The sequence below is a fragment of the Rhodococcus sp. NBC_00297 genome, from assembly GCF_036173065.1.
Classification (GTDB): Bacteria; Actinomycetota; Actinomycetes; order Mycobacteriales; family Mycobacteriaceae; genus Rhodococcoides.
The window spans coordinates 4,362,272-4,377,839 of the sequence record NZ_CP108041.1; the positions used below are offsets into that span (position 1 = coordinate 4,362,272).

Here is a 15,568-nt window from a genome sequence, read left to right on the forward strand (position 1 = left end):
GGTAGCGCCCATGACCGGTGCACGAGGCAAGTCCGTCCGCTCGGACGATCTGGACGCCACCGATCGCGTGCTGGTGGAGGAACTGATCACCGACGGCCGCGCGACTCTCGCTCACCTCGCGGAGCGGGCGGGCCTCTCGGTCTCGGCCGTGCAGTCACGAGTGCGCAGGCTCGAGTCGTCCGGGGTGATCCTCGGATACACCGCGCGCGTCGATCGGGAGGCCATCGGCCAGCCACTGTCGGCGTTCGTGGCCATCACCCCCTTGGATCCGACGGCGCCCGACGACGCGCCCGCGCGTCTGCGGCCACTGCCCGAGGTGCAGGCGTGCCATTCCGTGGCGGGGGAGGACAGCTATGTGCTGCTGGTCCGCGTCGCGTCACCGCGGGATCTCGAGCGACTCCTGCAGCAGATCCGGACCACTGCCAACGTGCAGACCCGCAGTACCATCATTCTGCAGACCTTCTACGACTCCTGATCGCGCTGCAGCATTCTCCAGACGCGGTCCGCCGACATCGGCAGTGCGTGCGGCCGTACGCCGACGGCGTCCGTGACGGCATTGGCCAACGCCGGTGCGACGGGGTTGTACGGAGACTCGCTCATCGACTTGGCACCCAGCGGCCCGAGCGCGTCATAGGTGTCCGCGAACAACACTCGGGTCGTCGGAACGTCGGCGAGTTGCGGGATGTGGTAGTTCCGTAGCGACGCTGTGGTCACGTGCCCCGTCTCGTCGAGCCTCATCTCCTCGTAGAGCGCTGCGCCCAGCGCTTGCGCCACACCACCTTCCACTTGCCCACGGCACTGCACCGGATTCATGACCGTGCCGGCGTCGACGGCCTGCACGGAGTCCAGGATCGCGACGCGGCCGCTCCCGGGGTCGACCGCGACCCGAAACCCGTGGACGTTGAACACCACCGAGCGAGGCGATCCGCCGTGGTACCCGTCCGCCGCCAACGGTCCGTCGTGGGCCGCGACGATCTCGTCGAGTGAGCACAGTGCGCCGTCCACCGTGACGCCCTCCGGACCGAGCACGCCCTGCGTCGGCAGCGATCCGGTCAGGCTCGATGCGGCACCGATGATGCTCTCGCGCAACGACTCGGCGGCGAGTGCGACAGCCTTGCCGGCGACCACCGTGCCCGCCGACCCGAAGGCGCCCGTGTCGTGGGAGGTGACGTCGGTGTCCGACTGTGCGATCTCGATGCGGTCGACGGTCGTGTTCAGGATCGACGCCGCGATCTGACCGTGCACCGTCGTGGTGCCGTTACCGAACTCGGCGGTGCCGACGCGCACCAGGTAGCGCGCTCCGGGCAGAGCGGTGATCGACGCGTCGGAGACGTGGCCGCGCGGCGGCACGGTGGCATTCATGCCGATGGCCACGCCGACGCCCACCTGCCATCCGTCGGGCGCCGGCGATCCGGGCTCGGCGAGTGCCTCGTCCACGAGATCGAGGCACTGGTCGAGTCCGTAACTGCCGAACAGGAGGTCGCCGTCGAGGACGTGCGCGGCGACGAACGGATCACCCGGCACGACGACGTTGCGACGCCGGAACTCGATCGGATCGATGTGCAATCGGTGCGCCAACTCGTCGAGCGCCGACTCGACGGCGAAACAGGTCTGCCCGACGCCGTATCCGCGGAACGCGCCGGACGGAATCGTGTTCGTGTACACCGCTCTCGCCTCGACGCGCTTGGCCGCGCAGCGGTAGAGGGCGATCGAGTCGGTGGAATGGTGCAGCACACCGGGACTGTGGTTGCCGTAGGCGCCGGCATCGCTCAGCACGTCGAGGGTCAGCGCGGTGAGCGTGCCGTCGGCCGTGGCGGCTGCGGTGACCGACACCTCCATGGGATGCCGACAGGGCGCGACGGTGAACTGGTCGGCACGGGAGAACTCGAGCTGTACCGGTCGACGCACCGTCAGAGCGGCGAGCGTCACGAGATCCTCGGTGAGCATCTCCTGTTTGGCGCCGAACCCGCCACCGACCCGCGTCGTGAACACCCGCACGGTGTCGGGATCGAGGTCGAAGATGTGACACAGCTCGTCCCGTACGAGGAACGGGACCTGCGAGCTCGTGCGGACGGTCAGGCGCCCGTCCTCCGCGAACCAGGCGATCGCACCGTGCGTCTCGAGGTGAGTGTGCTGCACGCGGGCGGTGCGCCACGTTCCGGTCACCACGGCGTCCGCGGCCGCCAGGCCCGCCTCGACGTCGCCGGTCGTACCGCTCACCTCGGCCACGACGTTGCGCTCGACGTCCGCGATCCTGGCCTCGGTACCCTTGCCGGCGTGGACGATCGGGGCTCCCGGTGCGAGCGCGTCCGCGGGATGCAGCACGGCGGGCAGCACCTCGTACTCGACGAGGAGGCGCCCTCTGCCCTCCTCCGCGGCGGCCACCGACTCGGCGATCACCGCCGCCACCCGCTGCCCGACGTAGCGGAGCTCGCGATCCAGAACGAGAGTGTCGTCGGGATCGTCGTCCCGTGACTCGTGGCGTGCGGTGGAGAAGGCGACGGGCGGCGCGTCCTCGTGGGTGAGCACCGCGACCACGCCCTCGACGGCCAGCGCGGCCGACGTGTCGATCGAGACGATGCGCGCACGGGCGTGGGGGCTCCCCAGCACCGACAGATGCAGCAGACCCGGCATCGCGACGTCGAGCGTGTAGGGCTCCGTTCCCGTGACGACGCGAGCGCTGGCCGGTGCGGCGACGGAGCGTCCGCACGCCGGTCCCTCGGTGGACTTCTCGATGGTGCGCACACCCGTGACCGCGTCGGTGATCGCCCGATACCCGGTGCAGCGACACAGGTTTCCCTTGAGCGAGGTGTCCAGATCCTCGGTCTGCTCGTCGGTGAGGGCGGCGGCGGTGACGATCATGCCGGCCGTGCAGAAACCGCACTGGAATCCGGCGGCGTCGACGAATCGCTGCTGCATCGGATGCAGGTCGTCCGGCGTGCCCAGCCCGGCCACCGTGGTGACCTCCCGACCGTCGGCGCGGTAGGCCGGAACGATGCACGACTGGACGGCGGCACCGTCCAGCAGCACCGAGCACGCGCCGCAGTCGCCCGCGTCGCACCCCTTTTTCACCTCGAACCGTCCGATGTCGCGCAGGGCCGTGCGCAGGCACTGGCCCGGTCGCGGCGACATCTCCACGGTCTCCCCGTTGACTCCCACTCTCATGACAGCTCCTCGCAGATCTGCTGTGCCAGCACGCCGCTCACGTGGCGTCGCCAGTCCGGCGCCCCGTGCACGTCGTCGTACCACTGGTCGGCGGGTATCGCGGCGTCCAGCAGCGCGGCCACGTCCTCGGCGTGCGGCACTTCCTCGAGTCGCAGCTGGTGTGGGCGGCACGTCGATGCGGTGACGGTGAGGACGCACGATCCCTCGGCGTCCCGGCGACCGATCACGACGGCGCCGGAGCGCCCGCGAGGTGCCAAGGACATTCTGCGGCAGGCGAATCGGGAGCGCAGAACGGCGTCGTCGATCTCGATGCTGCGTATCACCTCGCCCGGTGCGAGCGACGTGCGCTGGGGTCCGGTGACCAGCGCCGCGACGGGCACGCGCCGTTCGTGACCGTCGGGGGTCCAGATCACCGCGACGCCGTCGAGCGCCGAACAGAGCGAGGTCATGGATCCCGCGGGAAGTCCGAGGGCGATGTTCCCACCGACCGTGGCGAACTGCTGCACCTTGAACGACGCGAGCAACGCGTCGGAGCAGAGGGCCACCAGCGACTCGAGGTCCGGCCACCGCGGCGGCCACGACATCCGACGCAGCGTGTCCACGGTGCACGTCGCGGCGATCTCGAGCCCCTCGCCGACGACGACGGGTTCCCAGCCGAGGTCCGTCAGATCGACCAGTCGGTGCACCCCCACCTGCGGTTCCGAGAAGACCCACGTCCCACCTGCCACCACGGCGGTGCCGCCGTCGATGACCGAGAGATCGCCCCGCGTACGAGCCCGGACGACCTCGCGCACGGTGTTCAGGTCCACGGAATCACCGCCCGGCCTTCGTGAGCAGCGCCGTGTGCGCCGCCGCCACGTCCCGGGCCACTGTCTCCTCGTCGACGGTCATGACCACCCCGTTCTCGACCACCACCCGCCCGTGCACGAGGAGCCGTTCGAGGGGCGGCCGGTCGCCCAGTACCAACGCGGCGACGGGGTCGGTGATGCCGGCGTGGGCGGCGCCGTCGATGCGCCACAGCGCCAGATCGGCGAGCTTCCCCACCTCCAGCGAGCCGATCTCGTTCTCGCGCCCGAGGACTCGGGCACCGCCGAGTGTCGCGAGGTCGAGGCTCTCGCGCACGGTCATGGCGCGGGGTCCGCCGCGCGCCCGTGCGAACAGTGCTGCGTGGTGCGCCTCCTCGAGCATGCTGCAGGACTCGTTGCTGGCGGCACCGTCGACGCCGAGCCCCAGGGGAACCCGCGCGTCGATCAGATCGCGCGCTCGGGCGATACCGGCGCCCAGCCGCGCGTTGGACGTGGGGCAGTGGGCCGCCCCGGTTCCGGTGGCCGCCATGGTCGCGATCGCGGCGTCGTCGAGATGCACGGCGTGCGCGTACCAGACGTCGTCGCCGACCCAGCCGACCGATTCCATGTACTGCACGGGAGTCATGCCGAAGTTGCTGCGGCAGAACTCCTCCTCGTCCAGGGTCTCGGCGAGGTGTGTGTGCAACCGGACGCCCAGCTCGCGCGCCAGCGTCGCCGATTCGCGAAGGAGGTCGCCGGTGACGGAGAACGGCGAGCACGGTGCGAGAGCGATGCGCAGCATCGATCCGAAGGACGGGTCGTGCCAGCGGTCGACCGCGGCGCTGCTCGCGGCCAGGATCGCATCGAGCGACTCCACGACGCTGTCCGGCGGCAGACCACCCTGACTGTGTCCCAGGTCCATCGATCCGCGCGTCGGGTGGAACCGCAGACCGACCGTCCTCGCGGCGTCGATCTCTGCGCCCAACACGTCGCCGCCGTCGTGGGGGAAGACGTAGAGGTGGTCGGTGGTGGTGGTGCATCCGGTCGCGGCCAACCGAGCGAGCCCACCCGTCGCTGCGACGCGGACCGAGTCGGCGTCGATGCCGGCCCACACGGGATACAGCGTCGTCAACCACTCGAAGAGCGTCGAGTCCGCGGCCAGACCGCGGGTGATCCACTGATAGAGATGGTGGTGCGTGTTCACGAGGCCGGGAGTCAGGACGCAACCGCGGCCGTCGATGACGGTGACCTCCGGACCGTCGGGACGCGGCGGCGGTGTCCCGTCGCCGAGCGCCGCGATGAGCCCGTCCTCGATCAGGACCCAGCCCGCCGCCCACTCGGAGCGGGCGGGATCCACGGTGATCACGTGGGCGCCCGTGATGAGAATGCGGTCCGGCACGTCGTACTCCTGTCCTCGCTGTGTCACCGAGTCAACACCGTGTCGGCCACCCGCGCAGGGCGCGCGCCGACGAAACGTGGTCGAAACGAGCGGCGCCTACTGTCGGATCCTCCAACGACGATGCGGGCGGGTGAACGGGTGTGCTGATCCAGGACGTGCTCGACGTACCGGAACTCGCGCTGCGGCGCCTCGTCGGCACCGACGACCAACTCGGTCGGACCGTGCGGTGGGCCTTCGCGACCGATCTGCCGGACCCGTCGCGCTACATCGTGGGCGGCGAGCTGGTCGTCACCGGCATGGTGTGGCGCCGCGCGCCGGAGGACAGCGATGCCTTCGTGGGGTCGGTCGTCGCGGCGGGCGCTGTGGCGCTCGCGGCGGGCGACGAAGTGTTCGGTTCCGTCCCCGACGACGTGGTGCGTGCGTGCGAGAAGTACTCGCTACCGCTGCTGGCGGTGCCGTCGGCGGTCGCGTTCGCGGACGTCATCGATGCCGTCACCAGCCGGGTGACCGGCGATCGGGTGGCGCGGCTCTCCGCCAGTCTGGCCCGCCAGCACCGATTGCTCACCGCGGTCACCGACGGACGCGCGCTCGCGGACCTCACGAACGAGACGGCGCGGGACACGGGCGTGACCTGCCGGATCATCACCGCGGTGGGCCGGCCCGTGGTGTCCGCCGAGCCGTTGGCCACGGAGGTGGTGGACGCTCTCGTACGGGCTGCGGCGCAGAGTCTTCCGTGCCGCGTGGTCACCGAGAACGCGGTGCGGTCCGTGCTGCCCGTCGGATCGAGTTTCGGTCACCGTGCGACTGCGTGGTACCTCGTCGTGGACGGTGACCACGAGTGCATGGACGGGCAGGTTCTCGAAGCGCTCGGTCAGCTGGCGAGCATCGCGGCCCTCGATCGCGTGCGCGTGGACGACGGCGCGCGGGTGCTGCGCACCATGGCCGACCGCGCGGCCGAACTCCTCGTCGACGGATCCGGAGAGCAGGCGCTGGAACGCATTCGACAGATCGGCGTCGACGTGACAGGAGACGTCGTCGCGCTGGCCGCCACGTCGGATATGCCTGTCGAGGTCCTGGCCGCGGTGCTCACCGACGCAGTGCGGGAGTCGGTCGACGGTGCGGTGAGTGTGGGAGTCACCGACGGGGACCTCGTGATCGGTGTCGTCGGGCTACCTCCCGGTCGGACGTCCACCCGCATGGCCGCCGATATCGCCCTTGCACTGCGGCGACTCGAGGACACCGTGGCCGGACGGATCGCCGTGGGCGTGGGTACGGCGTCCGAGGCCGCGGCCCTCGTCGGATGTGTGCGGTCGGCGCAACACGCACGCGAGGTCGCCGCGGCGTCGGCCGACCGCATCGCGGTGCGGACCAGCGCGGACACCGGATCGGCCGCCGTCCTGCTCTCGGTGGTGCCGGACGGACTGCGCGCTGCCTATGCCCGGCGGGTGCTCGGCGCGGTACTCGACCACGACAGCCGCACCGACGCGGGACTGCTGGACACGCTGCGGGCGTACCTGCACCACGACGGTTCCTGGAGTCGCACGGCGGACGCCCTTCACGTGCACGTCAACACGGTGCGGTACCGCATCGGACGGGTGGAGGCGCTGACGGACCGAGACCTGGGGACGACGGAGGACCGCACCGACGTCTTCGTCGCGTTGGCCGTGCTCGGGCCTCAGCCGACGACGCTGTAACCCCGCCAGGCGGATCCCGCGTCGGGGGCGTCCTCGCGTTCGACGGTCGCCTGGATGAGCCCGTAGGGACGGTCGTCGGCGTGGAACACCTCGCCGTTGTTCTCGACACCGAACCGGTCGAGGTCGTACAGGAAGTGGTGCTTGTTCGGTGCACTCATCCGGAGCTCCGCGATGAACGGGAATGCCTCCAGCGCAGCGCGTCCCATCGCGAACAGTGTCTGTTGCAACGCGAGCGACTGGAGTGTGGCGAACTGCTCGATCATCACTGCCTTGACGCCGGCATACACCTCGTCCCACGCCACGTCGGTGGTGGTGTAGCGCCACCGGGCCTCGAGCGAGGTGGCCATGACGCGATCATGAGTCGGGGCGAGCACGGTGTAGGAGTCCTCGAGGAAGCCGGCGAACTCGGACCCCGTCGACTTCAGAATGATCAGATCCTTGAAACCTGCAGTGACCCAAGTCTTCTGCTCCGATCCTGCGCCCGCCACGGTGATCGAGGCGACCCGCGTCTCCTGGCCCTTGCGTACCCACGTGTGATCGTGCGGACGTCCGTCGACGGTGACGCGCTCCCACGCGTACTCCTCGAGTTCGATCCGCGCCTCCGTCACCGGCTCGACGTCGTCGACGAAATGCCGTGCCAGATCCAGGCCGTACGACTCGAGATGCAGCAGGCCCTTCTCCTTCGCGTAGGCGTACGCGGTCTGCTTCTGGGTGTCCGTCGGCAGGACCGCGCCCTGGTCACCGACGAGATGGGCGGCGGAGAAGTCGCCCCGCAGTGCCGAGGACACGGAGATGTCCCGGATCTCGTGGCGAGCGGTGTCGCGGTAGATGCGCACCACTCGGTTCTCGGCCTTGCCGTACTGGTTGGCTCCCAGGACGATGTTCCCGGTCAGATCGGTCATGGGGTCAGCTTCCTCGATAGGTGGAGTACGCGAACGGGGACAGCAGCAGCGGAACATGGTGGTGCGCATCGACATCGAGGACGGTGAAGGTGATGGAAACCTCGGGGTAGAAGGTCTGCGTCCCGGACTGCTCGAAGTACGCGGCGGTGTCGAACACGAGAGTGTAGACACCGGCAACGGCGTCGTCCGGGAGCAGTTCCTTGGCGCGTCCCTCCTCGTCGGTGATGCCGGTGGTGACCACGTCGCCGTGCTCGTCGACCACCGCGAGACCCACCCCTGTCGCCGGTGTCCCGTGCACCGCGTCGAGGACGTGGGTGCTGACGCTCACTGTTCGGTCCGCTCGGTCAGCATGCGGGTCAACCTGATTCGATTGATCTTCGCCAGTTCGGTTCTCATCACGCGCCTCTCCGTCTCCCGATCGTTGTCGAGCCTCTCGGTGAGGATAGCGAGAAGCTCCGTCGCAGGGCGGCCCGTCGCACACACCAGGTAGACGTGGCCGAACTTCTCCTCGTAGGTCCGATTCCCCGCCGCGAGCGCGTCCTTGACGCCCTGGTCCGCCGCGCTCACGGCCGCTTGCTCGCGCTGTGACGACGAGCCGGCGGTCACCGAGGCACCGATACGTGGATGACCGTCGAGTGCGCGGTCGATCTCCGTCTCGGACAGTTCCGCCAACTCGCTGTCGGCGCGTTCCAGGAGGGCCTCGGCGCTGTCGAAGGGGCGACCGACGGCCACCCGGCGCGCCCAGATGGACGACGAGCAGCACTCGAACAAGGCGTGCATCGCGGCGCGATCGGACAGCCGATTGAATCCGTCGAGCCCGAGTGCTTCGTGCAGGAACACGAGCGTTCCCTTCTGTGGTGGGGATCAGGACAGGTCGTTCAGTCTGCCGAAACGCGCCGCGGCGATGGGATTCGCATCGGCGACCAGGTCGTCGAACCGGTGGTTCGCGATCTTCGCGACCTCGATCATGGCGAACGACCGCTCCGCACCCGGTGAGTTCTCCATCCGCGACCACCCGTTGGCGAGCACCCGGTCGTAGTGCTCGGTCTCGGCCGCGCAGATGACGAGGGGGAAGCCGAAGTGATCCCGGTAGGCGGTGGCCAGGTCGACCACCGAGCGGTGCTCCTCGTCGCCGAGGTGCGCGAGCGAGACGTGGTCCTTGGCGAACGCGGTGCCGGTGTCGTCCTCGCTGCCCAGATCGGGGAAGGCGCTGATCAGCTCGACCTGCTCCTCCGTGGTGCCTGCGAGCAGGGAATCCTGGAACGCCTCCCGCAGTGCATGAGCATCCGCGTAGGGCCGCTGCTCGTACGCGCGACGCACCACCCAGTCCGATCCCTGCACCACGTCGCCGAACGTCGTCGAGAACTCGTCGAGGCTCATCTCGTTGACGGCGTCGAGGGTGATCGAGTAGCCGGGGGAGCCCGCCACCGTCGCCCCGCGCGAGCCGCCCACGTGGAAGAACAGGATGTTGAGGACGATCGCGGTGAACGCACCCAGCACGATGCCGCTCGAGAACAGCAGCTCGAGCCAGCTCGGAACACCCTCCGAGACGGTCGGCTGGATCGTGACCAGCAGGGCCAGACCGAGACTCGTCGCGACGATGATGAGGTTGCGGTGGTCGGTGAAGTCCACCTTCGACAGGGTCTGGATGCCCACGACCGCCACGGTGGCGAAGAGCGCCAACGCGGCGCCGCCCAGGACGGGTGACGGAATGGACGCGACCACCGCCGCCGTCTTCGGCAGCAGGCCCAGGACGATCATGATGACACCGGCGGCAGCGACCACCCACCGGCTGCGCACGCGAGTCAGGCGCACCAGGCCGACGTTCTCCGAAAAGGCCGTGTACGGGAACGAGTTGAAGGAGCCGCCGATCACCGTGGCCACGCCGTCGGCACGCAGGGTGGCGGCGATGTCGTCCTTCGTGATCCGCTTGCCGACGATCTCACCCGTCGCGAAGACGCTGCCCGTCGACTCGACCGCCGTGATCATCAGGACCACGCTCATCGAGATGATGGCGATGACACTGAACTTGGGCGCGCCGAACAGGAACGGCTGCGTGAACCCTACCCACGACGCCTCGGAGACACCGTCGAACGTCATGTCGCCCAACACGTACGCGGTGGCGCTGCCGATGACGAGTCCCAGCAGCACGGCGATGGTGGCGGTGAAGCCGCGGAAGAATCGCTGGATCAGCACGATGATCACCAGCGTGCCGATCGCGTAGGCCATCCAGCGACCGTTGGTCGGATCCTGTTCGTGCGTAGCAGGATTCGTGACGGCATCGTTGACGGCCACCGGCAGCAGGGCGATACCGATGATGGCAATGACCGTTCCGGTCACCACCGGCGGGAAGAACCTCAGCAGCCTGCTGAACCAGGGGGCGATGAGAAACGTGAACAGGCCCGCCACGATGACGGCGCCGTACACGTACAGCAGGCCCTCGGTCCCGCCGCCGTTCGCCATCGCGATCGCGATGACCGGGCTGACACCGGCGAAGGTGACGCCCTGCAGGAGCGGCAGCTTCACGCCGATCTTCCGGAAGCCGACCGCCTGGATGATCGAGGCGATGCCACACGTGAAGAGGTCGGCGTTGATCAGGTGGATCAACTGCTCGTTGGTGAGGCCGATGGCCCCACCGATGATGATCGGGACCAGCACCGCCCCGGCGTAGAAGGCGACGACGTGCTGGAACCCGTAGGCCGCCAGCTTGTGGGCGGGGAGAACCTCGTCGACGGGGTGACGCCGCGTGACGGCGGAGCGAACAGTCATGAGTGGACCTGGTTCCAGGCGAGGGCCGAAAAGGCCTGAGGCGGTGCCCTGCGACGGTGCAGGGCGGCGAGTGACCGGAGTGCGGTGCGATCAGACTCCGCCATGCGGGGCGACCCCGCCAGTCGAGACCGCACAAAGTCGGGGCACCGGTCCGCGCTGGTCGTTGGGTGATCCGCCAACAGGTGGTGAAGAGTGAGGGGCGATGAGTAACCACTATCACCACCTGGTGTTCGGACCCTCGGCGCTGGCGCGGCAGCGCGCGAAGGGCAGCTACACGGCCTACGGTGCACAGACGGAACGCGGCGACGACGGACCCGACGAACTCGACGGCCGCGAGAAGGTGATCATCCGCGCCGCGGACCAGTTCTACCTGTCGACGGTCACCGAGACCGGATGGCCCTACGTCCAGTACCGCAGCGGGCCGGCCGGGTTCCTGCAGGTGCTCGACGACCGCACACTCGCGTTCGCCGACTTCGCCGGGAACAACCAGTACGTGACGGCCGGCAATCTCGACGCGAACGACCGCGTGGCGCTGATCGTCGTGGACTACCCGCGCCGCCAGCGCGTGAAGATCTACGGGCGCGCGACGGTGGTCGAGGGAAGTGCGAACCCGGCGTTGCTCGAGCGACTTCGGCAGGTGCCCGGCGGCACCGTCGAGTCGCGGTGCGAGCGCAGCGTCGTGATCTCCGTCGAGGCGATCGACTGGAACTGCACCCGCAGCATCATTCCGCGCTACGACCAGGACTACGTGAGCCGGATGGGGGCGCTCTACGAGCGTGACGCTGCGGCACGGGAGAAGGTGCTGCTCGACCGCATCGCGGAGCTCGAGGCGCGGCTGGAGTAGGCGTGGGGCGGGGTGTTCCACTCGCGGCCAGTGGGGGCGGGTTCCCGCGCGTGGGTGCGAAAAGTGGGACGTGGCGCCCGGGAGGTGGAGTTTCTGGTCCCCTCGGCGGCGGATGGGGCGGGATCCCGCGCCATTCCGCGTCGAGCGGAGCGTCACGTGCGTGGGGTGTTCCACTCGCGGGCGCTGGGGGCGGGTTCCCGCGAGTGGGTGCGAAAAGTGGGACGTGGCGCCCGGGAGGTGCTCGGCGCGCACTGGCGCCGGGGACGCAGCCCGTGCAGGGTGGTCGCATGACGACGGTCGGCGTGGTGCTCGCGGCGGGTGCGGGCACCCGGTACGGCGCCCCCAAGATCCTGGCGCACGACGGGCTCTGGTTGGACCTGGCGGTGCGGGCGCTGCGCGATGGCGGGTGCGACGTGGTCCTGGTCGTCGTGGGTGCCGCGGCGCCGGAGATGCCTCCCGGCGCGCAGGCCGTGGTGAACGACGAGTGGCGCACCGGCATGGGCAGCTCGGTGCGGGTGGGCCTGCAGGCATGTGAGACGACCGACGCCGACCTCGCGGTGCTGCACCTGGTGGACACCCCCGACATCGGCGCCGAGGTGGTGGGGCGGGTTCTCGACCACGCCGCGAGCACTGGAATCGCGCGGGCCACCTTCGATGACACTCCCGGTCACCCCGTGGTGCTCGCGCGCCGGTGGTGGGCGGAGGTCGCGGAGGCGGCGACGGGGGATCAGGGCGCCCGCACCTTCCTCCGCGGCAACCCCGACGTGATCACCGTCGAGTGCGGGGACCTCGCGACGGGTCGCGATCACGACCGCCCGAGCCCCTGACGATTACGCCGAGGCCCGGCTGGGCACAGGACAGTCATGCCGATGAGTTCGTCCGAAGGTAAGTCCTGGACCCGCGACCGTGTCCACGCCCTGGGGTCCGAGCGACCCGTCTCCGTGCTCGACATCGGACCGGGGGTGGGGACCTACGCGAAACTGCTTGCAGGGCCGCAGCTCTCCCGCCTCACCGGTGTCGAGATCTGGGAGCCGTACGTGGAGACCTACCGCCTCCACGAGTACTACGACGAGATCATCCTCGGTGACGCGCGCACGGTGGACCTGCCGACGGCGGACGTGGTGATCATCGGCGACGTGGCGGAGCACATGACCGAGGCCGACGCGGTGGCGCTGTGGGCCAGGTGCTGTGCGGCCGCGACGCGGGCGGCGTACCTGTCGATCCCGATCGTCCACTACCCGCAGCACGAGATCGAGGGCAATCCGCACGAGATCCACGTCGACGAGGACTGGAATCACGAGCGCGTGCTGTCCTCCTTCGAGGGCATCGGCGCCTGGGAACTCGGGTCCGAGGTCGGCGTCTACGAACGACTGCTCGCCTGACCGGACCGGAGAAGCCTGCCCAGTTCCTCGAGGTCGTCGACGACGAACTCCCAGTCGTCGGTGGGTTCGGACTCGGTCTGCTGCGGTCCGTGCTCGTGCGGGCGGCGCACGAAGGCGGTCTGTAGTCCGCACCCACGGGCGGCGGCGAGATCATCGTTGTGTGTCGCGACCATCAGGCACTGGCCGGGAGCGAGATCGAGCAACTCCGCCGTCCGCAGATACGACTCGGGAGTCGGCTTGTAGGCCTGCACCACCTCCGCGCCGAGCACCGCGTCCCAGGGGATGCCGGCACGCTTGGCCATGTCGAGGAGCAACGACACGTTGCCGTTGGACAGGGGTGCCACGATGACGGACTCGCGGACGGCTGCGATACCGGCGACCGAGTCCGGCCACGGCGGCAACCGGTGCCACGCCAGAGTCAGATCGTCGACCGCCTCGGTGGGGAGCACGTACTCCGCCAGCAGTTCCACGAGACTCTCGCGGTGCAGCACGTCGAGCTTGGTGAAGGGGCGCTCACCGGTCCGGATCGGTTGCATCGAGGGCTGGTACCTCGCACGCCACAGGTCCGCGAAGTCGCCCGGATCGATGTCGTCGCGTTCGGGGGCGTACTCCTCCAGCCAGCGCCGCGCCTCGTCGGCGATACCCCCGCGCCAGTCGACGACGGTGCCGAACACGTCGAAGAGAGCGGCCCGGACCTCTGTCACGACGCGTGCCCGTACGAGCCGGGAGACGGGAACGCCCGCCCTCGTCGATCGGTTCTCACATGCGGACTGTCGTCGGCCATGAGAGGAGCGTAACGGGGGCGGGCGTCCGGCCGGCTCACTTCAGTTCTGCGAGAACAGTTCCCTGGGTGATCGCGGAGCCGGGCTCCACGGCGAGTCCGGTGACGACGCCGTCCTTGTGGGCGGTGACGGGGTTCTCCATCTTCATGGCCTCGAGGACGGCGATGAGGTCGCCGGCGACGACTTCCTGGCCCTCGGTGACGGCGACCTTGACGACGGTGCCCTGCATGGGTGCGGTGACGGCGTCACCGGACGCGGCCGCGCTGCCGGCGCCGCCACGGGTGCGCGCCTTGGGCTTGCGACGGATGACGTTGCCACCGGCAGCAGCGTTGCCGCCGAGCGAGAACTGGCCGGGCAGGGACACCTCGACACGGCGGCCGCCGACCTCGACGACGACGTTCTGTCGGGGTCCGTTCTCGTCGTCCTCGATGGGGGCGCCGGCGGTGAACGGTTCGACGGTGTTGTCCCACTCGGTCTCGATCCACCGGGTGTGAACGTCGAAGGACTGACCGTCGCCGATGAAGGCGGGGTCGGAGACGACGGCGCGGTGGAACGGGATGACGGTGGCGAGGCCCTCGACGCGGAACTCGGCGAGGGCGCGGCGGGAGCGGGCGAGGGCTTCCTCGCGGGTGGCGCCGGTGACGATGAGCTTGGCGAGCATGGAGTCGAACTGGCCGCCGATGACGGAGCCGGACTCGACACCGGAGTCGACGCGCACGCCGGGGCCCTCGGGGGCGATGAAGGTGGTGACCGGTCCGGGAGCGGGGAGGAAGCCGCGGCCGGCGTCCTCACCGTTGATGCGGAACTCGAAGGAGTGTCCGCGCGGTGCCGGGTCCTCGGTGATGGAGAGTTCGTCGCCGTTGGCGATGCGGAACTGCTGCAGCACCAGGTCGATGCCGGAGGTCTCCTCGGTGACGGGGTGTTCGACCTGCAGGCGGGTGTTGACCTCGAGGAAGGAGACGAGTCCGTCCTGGCCGACGAGGTATTCGACGGTGCCGGCGCCGTAGTAGCCGGCTTCCTTGCAGATGGCCTTGGCGGAGGCGTGGATCTCGGCGCGCTGGTCGTCGGTGAGGAACGGTGCGGGAGCTTCCTCGACGAGCTTCTGGAAGCGGCGCTGCAGGGAGCAGTCGCGGGTGCCGGCGACGACGACGTTGCCGTGCTGGTCGGCGATGACCTGCGCTTCGACGTGGCGGGGCTTGTCGAGGTAGCGCTCGACGAAGCACTCACCGCGGCCGAAGGCGGAGACCGCTTCGCGGGTGGCGGAGTCGAAGAGCTCCGGAATCTCCTCGCGGGTGCGGGCGACCTTCATGCCGCGTCCGCCGCCGCCGAAGGCGGCCTTGATGGCGATGGGGAGGCCGTGCTCGTCGGCGAAGGCGAGGATCTCGTCGGCGTCCTTGACGGGCTCGGACGTACCGGGCACGGAGGGGGCCTTGGCGCGGGTGGCGATGTGGCGGGCGGTGACCTTGTCGCCGAGGTCGCGGATGGACTGCGGGGACGGTCCGATCCAGATCAGGCCGGCGTCGAGGACGGCCTGGGCGAAGTCGGCGTTCTCGGAGAGGAAGCCGTAGCCGGGGTGGATCGCGTCGGCGCCGGACTTGGCGGCGGCGTCGATGATCTTGTCGATCGCGAGGTAGGACTCGGCGGAGGTCTGACCGCCGAGGGCGAAGGCTTCGTCGGCGAGGCGGACGAAGGGCGCGTCGGCGTCGGGTTCGGCGTAAACCGCGACGGAGGTGTAGCCGGCGTCGGCCGCTGCGCGGATCACACGTACCGCTATCTCACCGCGGTTCGCGACGAGAACCTTGCTGATGCGGGCAGTGGCGTGGCTGGGCACGAAGCCTCCTGTGAG

Annotated in this window: 14 protein-coding genes; 5 read left to right on the forward strand and 9 right to left on the reverse strand. The window is 69.5% G+C overall.

Annotation, left to right across the window (positions count from 1 at the left end):
• Nucleotides 1–10 precede the first annotated feature (10 nt).
• Nucleotides 11–475 (forward strand): Lrp/AsnC family transcriptional regulator, encoded by a 465-nt coding sequence (locus OG947_RS20580; RefSeq protein ID WP_027503691.1) that lies wholly within the window; start codon nt 11–13, stop codon nt 473–475.
• Here the strand turns inward: OG947_RS20580 and OG947_RS20585 are convergent.
• The 3 genes from OG947_RS20585 to OG947_RS20595 are packed head-to-tail and all read right to left on the reverse strand — an operon-like array spanning nt 463 to nt 5,376.
• The gene (locus OG947_RS20585) at nt 463–3,165 is read right to left on the reverse strand and encodes a molybdopterin-dependent oxidoreductase (protein ID WP_328812763.1); all 2,703 of its coding nucleotides are present in this window, start codon (nt 3,163–3,165) and stop codon (nt 463–465) included. The two genes, OG947_RS20580 and OG947_RS20585, sit on opposite strands and share 13 nt — an antisense overlap.
• Entirely contained in the window at nt 3,162–3,974 is an 813-nt protein-coding gene (locus OG947_RS20590) for an FAD binding domain-containing protein (protein ID WP_328812764.1), read from the reverse strand. The genes OG947_RS20585 and OG947_RS20590 overlap by 4 nt, the downstream gene beginning before the upstream one ends.
• 4 nt (nt 3,975–3,978) lie before the next feature.
• On the reverse strand, nt 3,979–5,376 hold the full coding sequence (locus tag OG947_RS20595) for an 8-oxoguanine deaminase (RefSeq protein WP_231476080.1): 1,398 nt from the start codon (nt 5,374–5,376) through the stop codon (nt 3,979–3,981).
• 113 nt (nt 5,377–5,489) lie between these two features.
• On the opposite strand from OG947_RS20595, the gene OG947_RS20600 reads away from it, so the two are divergent.
• Nucleotides 5,490–7,043 carry a PucR family transcriptional regulator gene (locus OG947_RS20600; RefSeq protein WP_328812765.1) on the forward strand — a complete coding sequence of 518 codons (1,554 nt, stop codon included), beginning with the start codon at nt 5,490–5,492 and terminating at the stop codon, nt 7,041–7,043.
• On the opposite strand, the gene pucL is transcribed toward OG947_RS20600, so the two are convergent.
• From pucL to OG947_RS20620, 4 genes are read right to left on the reverse strand one after another with little or no spacing between them, the layout of a single operon-like run.
• Complete coding sequence (gene pucL / locus OG947_RS20605; protein ID WP_328812766.1) at nt 7,025–7,945, reverse strand: factor-independent urate hydroxylase; 921 nt, start codon at nt 7,943–7,945, stop codon at nt 7,025–7,027. The genes OG947_RS20600 and pucL overlap by 19 nt on opposite strands.
• 4 nt (nt 7,946–7,949) lie before the next feature.
• The gene (uraH, locus tag OG947_RS20610) at nt 7,950–8,273 is read right to left on the reverse strand and encodes a hydroxyisourate hydrolase (protein WP_027503685.1); all 324 of its coding nucleotides are present in this window, start codon (nt 8,271–8,273) and stop codon (nt 7,950–7,952) included.
• Nucleotides 8,270–8,779, reverse strand: coding sequence for a 2-oxo-4-hydroxy-4-carboxy-5-ureidoimidazoline decarboxylase (uraD, locus tag OG947_RS20615; protein ID WP_328814081.1), 510 nt, complete (start codon nt 8,777–8,779; stop codon nt 8,270–8,272). Before uraD ends, uraH begins: the two co-directional genes overlap by 4 nt.
• 30 nt (nt 8,780–8,809) lie before the next feature.
• Nucleotides 8,810–10,714, reverse strand: coding sequence for a solute carrier family 23 protein (locus OG947_RS20620; RefSeq protein WP_328812767.1), 1,905 nt, complete (start codon nt 10,712–10,714; stop codon nt 8,810–8,812).
• A 202-nt stretch (nt 10,715–10,916) separates the two neighbouring features.
• Here OG947_RS20620 and OG947_RS20625 point away from each other — a divergent pair, with 202 nt between their 5' ends.
• The 3 genes from OG947_RS20625 (at nt 10,917) to OG947_RS20635 (ending at nt 12,940) form a co-directional block, all read left to right on the forward strand.
• Entirely contained in the window at nt 10,917–11,558 is a 642-nt protein-coding gene (locus OG947_RS20625) for a pyridoxamine 5'-phosphate oxidase family protein (protein ID WP_328812769.1), read from the forward strand.
• 287 nt (nt 11,559–11,845) lie between these two features.
• Nucleotides 11,846–12,385 (forward strand): nucleotidyltransferase family protein, encoded by a 540-nt coding sequence (locus OG947_RS20630; RefSeq protein ID WP_328812770.1) that lies wholly within the window; start codon nt 11,846–11,848, stop codon nt 12,383–12,385.
• Between the two features lie 42 nt (nt 12,386–12,427).
• Nucleotides 12,428–12,940 (forward strand): class I SAM-dependent methyltransferase, encoded by a 513-nt coding sequence (locus OG947_RS20635; protein ID WP_328812771.1) that lies wholly within the window; start codon nt 12,428–12,430, stop codon nt 12,938–12,940.
• Here the strand turns inward: OG947_RS20635 and OG947_RS20640 are convergent.
• Nucleotides 12,919–13,644, reverse strand: coding sequence for a haloacid dehalogenase type II (locus tag OG947_RS20640; protein WP_328812772.1), 726 nt, complete (start codon nt 13,642–13,644; stop codon nt 12,919–12,921). The genes OG947_RS20635 and OG947_RS20640 overlap by 22 nt on opposite strands.
• Before the next feature lie 115 nt (nt 13,645–13,759).
• A complete protein-coding gene (locus OG947_RS20645) occupies nt 13,760–15,553 on the reverse strand; it encodes an acetyl/propionyl/methylcrotonyl-CoA carboxylase subunit alpha (protein ID WP_285188779.1) in 1,794 nt (597 codons plus the stop codon).
• Between the last annotated feature and the right edge of the window lie 15 nt (nt 15,554–15,568).

Excerpts from the sequence above, each read along its gene's own strand:
- OG947_RS20580 (WP_027503691.1), top strand. The coding sequence starts at position 11 with ATGACCGGTGCACGAGGCAAGTCCGTCCGCTCGGACGATCTGGACGCC.
- OG947_RS20585 (WP_328812763.1), bottom strand. The coding sequence starts at position 3,165 with ATGAGAGTGGGAGTCAACGGGGAGACCGTGGAGATGTCGCCGCGACCG.
- pucL (WP_328812766.1), bottom strand. The coding sequence starts at position 7,945 with ATGACCGATCTGACCGGGAACATCGTCCTGGGAGCCAACCAGTACGGC.
- OG947_RS20620 (WP_328812767.1), bottom strand. The coding sequence starts at position 10,714 with ATGACTGTTCGCTCCGCCGTCACGCGGCGTCACCCCGTCGACGAGGTT.
- OG947_RS20625 (WP_328812769.1), top strand. The coding sequence starts at position 10,917 with ATGAGTAACCACTATCACCACCTGGTGTTCGGACCCTCGGCGCTGGCG.
- OG947_RS20630 (WP_328812770.1), top strand. The coding sequence starts at position 11,846 with ATGACGACGGTCGGCGTGGTGCTCGCGGCGGGTGCGGGCACCCGGTAC.
- OG947_RS20635 (WP_328812771.1), top strand. The coding sequence starts at position 12,428 with ATGAGTTCGTCCGAAGGTAAGTCCTGGACCCGCGACCGTGTCCACGCC.